Genomic DNA, 5,618 nt, shown 5'->3' on the forward strand with positions numbered 1-5,618 from the left:
TGGCGCCGCGGGGCCGCGACGCCGCCGTGGCCGCGGCGCTGCTGGACAAGGTCGGCATCGCGTCGGTCCAGGCGCGGGACCTGCCCGCGCTGGCGGGGCTGGTCGGTGTGACCATCGGCGTGGCCCTGGTCACCGAGGAGGCGCTGGTCGCCGCGGATGAGGGGCTGCTGCAGCAGGCCCTGGCCGATCAGCCGTCCTGGTCGGACGTTCCTTTCATCGTTCTGGCGAACGGGACGTCGCGGCATCGATCGGACCGGGCCAAGGCCCGCATCGACGCGCTGCAGAACGGGGTGGTGCTGTCGCGACCGCTGCACGCGGAGGAGCTGGTGCGCGCGGTCCGCTCTGCCCTCAAGGCCCGCGCGCGGCAGTACGAGGCGCGCGACCGCATGCACGAGCTGCAGACCCGCGAGGCGCAGCTGCACGACAGCGAGGCCAAGTTCCACGCCATCGCCGATTCCGTCGACCAGATGATCTGGTCGACCCGCCCGGACGGCTTTCACGACTATTACAACCACCGTTGGTACGAATTCACCGGCGTGCCCGAAGGCTCGACCGACGGCGAGGCCTGGGCCGGGATGTTCCATCCCGACGATCAGGACCGCACATGGGCGCGCTGGCGTCAAAGCCTGGAGACCGGCCAGCCCTACGAGATCGAGTATCGCCTGCGGCACCGGTCCGGCGAATACCGGTGGGTCTTGGGTCGCGCCAAGCCGGTCCGCGATGCGACGGGGCGGATCACCCGCTGGTACGGCAGCTGCACGGACATCAACCGCATCAAGGTGGTCGAGGAACAGCTTCAGCTGATGCTGGGAGAGATGAACCACCGGGTCAAGAACTCGATGGCGATGGTGCATTCCATCGTCTCGCAGACCCTGCGCCAGGCCGAGACGCTGGACCAGGCCCGCATGTCCATCCAGTCGCGCATCGGCATCATGGCGCGGGCCCATGACCGCCTGGTCAAGGCGACCTGGACAGAAACCGCCATCACCGAGGTGGTCGAGGCGGCCCTGGGCCCCCACCGCATGAGCGCGGACCGCTTCCGGGTCGCGGGGCCGAACCTGGCCTTGGGGTCCAAGCAGGCGCTGGCCCTGACCATGGCGCTACACGAACTGGCCACCAACGCGATGAAATACGGCGCCCTGTCCGTCGAGACGGGCCATGTCCAGGTCCGGTGGGACCGCGACGACCATGCGGAGCCTATCGGCTTTCGCCTGTCCTGGCAGGAACATGGCGGGCCGACCGTCACCCCGCCCCGCCGTCAGGGCTTTGGCAGCCGGATGATCGAACAGGCCCTTGCGGGATACTTCGACGGGATCGCGGAACTGGATTATGACCCCGGCGGTTTGCGTTTCGAACTGACATCACCGCTGACCGGCCTGACGCAGCAGGACTGAGCGTCCGCCACCCCATCCCCGGAAGAACCATCATGTCCCAGCCCCGCAACGCCGTCCTTGTCGTCGAGGACGAAATCCTGATCCGGATGGAAGCCGTCGACATGATGCACGACGCGGGCTTTCGGACCTACGAGGCCAAGTCTGCCGACGCCGCGCTGGCCACGCTGAACGGCACCTCCGACATCGCCATCCTGTTCACCGATGTCGAGATGCCCGGATCGATGAACGGCCTGAAGCTGGCCGCCCATGTCAGCGCCACTTGGCCCGACATCCGCATCATCGTCGCGTCGGGGATCCTGGGCGTCAGGGACGCCGACCTGCCGCCCGGTGCGCGGTTCTTTCCAAAGCCTTATCCCACGGACCAGATCATCGACGCCCTGCACCAGATGTCCGGCGATCCGGCCTGACGCCCTGCGTGTTAGCGGGACGGAGCGTTCGACAGCGCTGCCGCGCGGGCCGCGATGATCTGATCGCGCGTCTCGCGGACATGGACGATCTGCTGGGACCCCTGCCGATGCAGGCCAAGGATGGTCGCCCCCTCGGGTCCGTTCTCGATGGTGAACCGGGTGTCGGCCTCGAAACTGAGAACGACCGGGTGGTGCCCCGGCATTCCCGTCAGCGTCATACGGGGCATAACTTGCCACCTCCTGCGCGATGCTTTGATCCGTAGAGTTGGATACCGAATGCCACCTGCCATCAAGTGATTTCGAAGGCAAAGCGTACCCAGGTCAGACACCGTCCAGGCGCCGACGCCGCCTGCCCTGCATCGCAGACGGCCCTGCCTCGATTGATCGCGACCCCGCCGGCCTATGCGGTCGAGCGGCGATCCTGACGCGGCCCGGCCGGGGTCCGCGCCCTGTCGTCGCGTGCGTCGCGGTGGCCGGCGACCTTGGCGCTGCGCGTCGCACCGTCCAGCGCGCGGACCATGGCGACCTGCATGTCCAGCTTGTCGCGCAGGTCGCGATAGACCGCATTGTGGGAATAAGCCGTCAGCGCCGTGTCGATGATCTCCCAGTCCTTGTCGGACATGGACAGCCGAAACGTCGTTTCCGTCGGAACACCTTGCATACTCGATACCTCGAACAACTACACGATGTGTGTACCCCCGTTTGTCCATTTTGCGCACTTGGCTATTTGTACAGCCATCTGCCCGGACTGCGATCGCGGCGCCCGCGCCTACGACAATCTGCCGACCGGGTGAGTTTGGTCTGGCCAAATGACCGAACCGTATGGTTCAATACACGCTTTGCGTGCATTTCTGACGAAGAGGAGCATGTCATGACGATCATCGACCCCCAGATCTGCGCCATCCTGCAAAAGATGGTCCAGACCTGCGAGGATGCGCAGACCCGGTCCCGTGCCCGAAAGATCGCCTGTGACAGCGACCTGAGGGTTGCCCCTGATCCAAGGGCCGGAACCTGCCGCAGCGGCTAGATGGGCCAAGCCGCCCCGGCACGGGGCGCAAGGCTGCAAGCCACCGGCAGGTCGGGACAAGGAACCCGCCTCGACCTGCCTTATCGGACCACGGTCACATGTTGGGATAGTTCGGCCCGTCTCCGCCCTGCGGGGTCGTCCAGACGATGTTCTGGCTGGGATCCTTGATGTCGCAGGTCTTGCAGTGGACGCAGTTCTGGAAATTGATGACGAAGCGCGGGCCCGAAGCATCCTCGACCACCTCATAGACGCCTGCGGGGCAATAGCGCTGCGCGGGTTCGGCATATTCCGGAAGGTTCACCGCGATCGGTACTGACGGGTCGCGCAGCTTCAGGTGGCAGGGCTGGCTTTCCTCGTGGTTGGTAAAGGAAAACGCCACGTTGGTCAGCCGGTCGAAGGACAGCTTGCCGTCCGGGCGCGGATAGTCGATCGGCTTGTGATCGCGCGCCTTGCCGGTGGCGGCGGCGTCCGACTTGCCGTGGCTCCAGGTGCCCAGGGGGTTCCAGCCGGTCAGATTGGCGGTCCACATGTCCACCGCACCCAGCATCAGGCTGGCCGACAGGCCAAGGCGCGACCAGATCGGCTTGACGTTGCGCACGCGCTTCAGGTCGGCACCGATGGCACCGCCGCGCACCGCGCCGTCGTAATCGGTCAGCCGGTCGCCCTCGCGCCCCGCCTTGATCGCGGCGGCGGCGGCATCGGCGGCCTCGATCCCCGAGATCATCGCGTTGTGGTTGCCCTTGATGCGCGGCACGTTGACCATGCCCGCCGAACAGCCCAGCAGCACGCCGCCGTCGAAGGACAGCTGCGGCAGCGACTGCCAGCCGCCCTCGGTGATGGCACGGGCGCCATAGCTGATGCGCTTGGCCCCCTCCAAGAGGTCCGCGACCATCGGATGGTGCTTGAAGCGCTGGAACTCCATGTAGGGATACAGGTACGGATTGGCATAGTTCAGGTGGACCACGAAGCCGACCAGAACCTGGTTGTTCTCGAGGTGATAAATGAAGCTGCCGCCGCCGGCATTCTTGCCCAGGGGCCAGCCCATCGTGTGCACGACGCGACCCTTGTGGAACTTGTCAGGGGAGACCTCCCAGATCTCCTTCATGCCCAGGCCGAACTTCTGCGGATCGCCATGGGCCGACAGGTTCAGCCGCGCGTCGATCTGCTTGGCCAGGCTGCCGCGCACGCCTTCGGCGATGAAGACGTACTTGCCGTGCAGTTCCATCCCCGGCTCGTATCCGTCGCCGATGCTGCCATCGGGTTCGCGACCGAACTCTCCGGCGACGACACCCTTCACGCGATCCCCGTCCCAGACCACCTGGCTGGCGGCCATGCCGGGGAAGATCTCGACCCCCAGGGCCTCGGCCTGTTCGGCCAGCCAGCGGCAGACATTGCCCATGCTGACGATGTAGTTGCCGTGGTTCGACATCAGCGGCGGCATCGGCCAGTTCGGCACGCGGACCTGCCCCGCCTCGCCCAGGACATAGAAGTTGTCGTCGGTCACCTCGGTGGTGACCGGGGCGCCCTTGTCGCGCCAGTCGGGGATCAGCCGGTCCAGCCCGCAGGGGTCCAGAACGGCACCCGACAGGATGTGGGCGCCCACCTCCGAGCCCTTTTCCAGGACCACGACGGACAGTTCGGCGTCGATCTGCTTCAGCCGGATCGCGGCCGACAGGCCCGCCGGCCCCGCGCCCACGATCACGACGTCGTATTCCATCGATTCGCGAACGATCTCGGTCTGGTCTGTCATGTGCTGGGGCCCCCTCCGTGGCAATCTGGCTGCCAAACAGATAGCGACCCCGGCGGGCGGGGGCAATCGTGACGCGGCGGTTGGCCGCGTGCGATTGCGCGATTCGGGCCATGCAGGCTTGCATTGAGCGTCATTTTGGTGACCATGTCCCCGATCAGCTTCCGCGCCCCTGCCATTCCGCAATGGCAGGGGCGTTGGTTTGGCACCCGCAGGACAAACGCATCCCAACAAGGACCAGGGCAGCGATGGAAAAGATACCGATGACCCCCACCGGCGCGGCAGCGCTGGAACGCGAACTGGGGCAGCTGAAATCCAAGGAACGTCCCGCCATCATCCGCGCCATTGCCGAAGCGCGCGAACATGGCGACCTGTCGGAGAACGCCGAATACCACGCCGCCCGTGAAAAGCAGGGCTTCGTCGAGGGGCGCATCAAGGAGCTGGAGAGCCTGCTGTCGCGCGCCGAGGTCATCGACCCCGCGAAACTGTCGGGCAGCATCAAGTTCGGCGCCCGCGTCAAGCTGATCGACGAGGACACCGAGGAAGAGCGCAACTATCAGATCGTGGGCGAGGCCGAGGCCGACATCGAGCGCGGGCTGCTGAACATCCGCTCTCCGCTGGCGCGCGCGCTGATCGGCAAGGACGAGGGCGACAGCGTCGAGGTGACCACCCCCGGCGGCCAGCGCAGCTATGAAATCGTCGAGATCCGGTACGGATGACGCCATGTCCCTGATTGCACGCATCGCCAGCCTGGCCAACCGCGACCGCCTGACCACGGTCGGCTTTACCCTGACCGGCGTCTGGCTGTTCCTGGTCGCGCTGTTCTGGCTGCTTGGGCCCGCGGGCACCGATGGCGGCCCGTCGGGCGTGGCGCGCCTCGTCTCGATCATGGGGACGGTCCTGCCGCTGGCGCTGATCTGGCTGGGCGTGGCGCTGGCCCGCCAGCTGGCCATCCTGCGCGCCGAGGCCGAGGACCTGCGCGCCCGACTGACGCATCTGCGCGGCGAGGCAGCCCCGGTGGACGACCTGCCGCCGCCCGCCCC

7 protein-coding genes and 1 pseudogene are annotated in these 5,618 nt (G+C 66.6%); 5 read left to right on the forward strand and 3 right to left on the reverse strand.

Going from position 1 to position 5,618, the window contains the following annotated elements:
* Together FHD68_RS17485 and FHD68_RS17490 are read left to right on the forward strand one after the other, a co-directional pair.
* On the forward strand, positions 1–1,394 hold a 1,394-nt coding region (locus FHD68_RS17485), incomplete at its 5' end, for a sensor histidine kinase (RefSeq protein WP_139086396.1).
* A 32-nt stretch (positions 1,395–1,426) separates the two neighbouring features.
* Complete coding sequence (locus tag FHD68_RS17490) at positions 1,427–1,801, forward strand: response regulator (protein ID WP_127897768.1); 375 nt, start codon at positions 1,427–1,429, stop codon at positions 1,799–1,801.
* An 11-nt stretch (positions 1,802–1,812) separates the two neighbouring features.
* Here the strand turns inward: FHD68_RS17490 and FHD68_RS17495 are convergent, their stop codons facing one another.
* Together FHD68_RS17495 and FHD68_RS17500 are read right to left on the reverse strand one after the other, a co-directional pair.
* Positions 1,813–2,019 carry a hypothetical protein gene (locus FHD68_RS17495; protein ID WP_046000778.1) on the reverse strand — a complete coding sequence of 69 codons (207 nt, stop codon included), beginning with the start codon at positions 2,017–2,019 and terminating at the stop codon, positions 1,813–1,815.
* A gap of 182 nt (positions 2,020–2,201) precedes the next feature.
* On the reverse strand, positions 2,202–2,423 hold the full coding sequence (locus tag FHD68_RS17500) for a hypothetical protein (protein ID WP_127897766.1): 222 nt from the start codon (positions 2,421–2,423) through the stop codon (positions 2,202–2,204).
* Between the two features lie 249 nt (positions 2,424–2,672).
* Between FHD68_RS17500 and FHD68_RS19190 the strand changes: the two genes are divergently transcribed.
* Entirely contained in the window at positions 2,673–2,828 is a 156-nt protein-coding gene (locus tag FHD68_RS19190; protein ID WP_164871392.1) for a hypothetical protein, read from the forward strand.
* Between the two features lie 94 nt (positions 2,829–2,922).
* Here the strand turns inward: FHD68_RS19190 and FHD68_RS17505 are convergent, their stop codons facing one another.
* Complete coding sequence (locus FHD68_RS17505) at positions 2,923–4,578, reverse strand: electron transfer flavoprotein-ubiquinone oxidoreductase (RefSeq protein ID WP_046000776.1); 1,656 nt, start codon at positions 4,576–4,578, stop codon at positions 2,923–2,925.
* 245 nt (positions 4,579–4,823) lie between these two features.
* Here FHD68_RS17505 and greA point away from each other — a divergent pair, with 245 nt between their 5' ends.
* On the forward strand, positions 4,824–5,294 hold the full coding sequence (gene greA / locus FHD68_RS17510; protein ID WP_046000775.1) for a transcription elongation factor GreA: 471 nt from the start codon (positions 4,824–4,826) through the stop codon (positions 5,292–5,294).
* 4 nt (positions 5,295–5,298) lie between these two features.
* Positions 5,299–5,618 (forward strand): annotated as a pseudogene (locus tag FHD68_RS17515) (hypothetical protein); the annotation flags it as partial.

The sequence above is a fragment of the Paracoccus marcusii genome (assembly GCF_006151785.1).
In the GTDB taxonomy this organism is placed as follows: domain Bacteria; phylum Pseudomonadota; class Alphaproteobacteria; order Rhodobacterales; family Rhodobacteraceae; genus Paracoccus; species Paracoccus marcusii.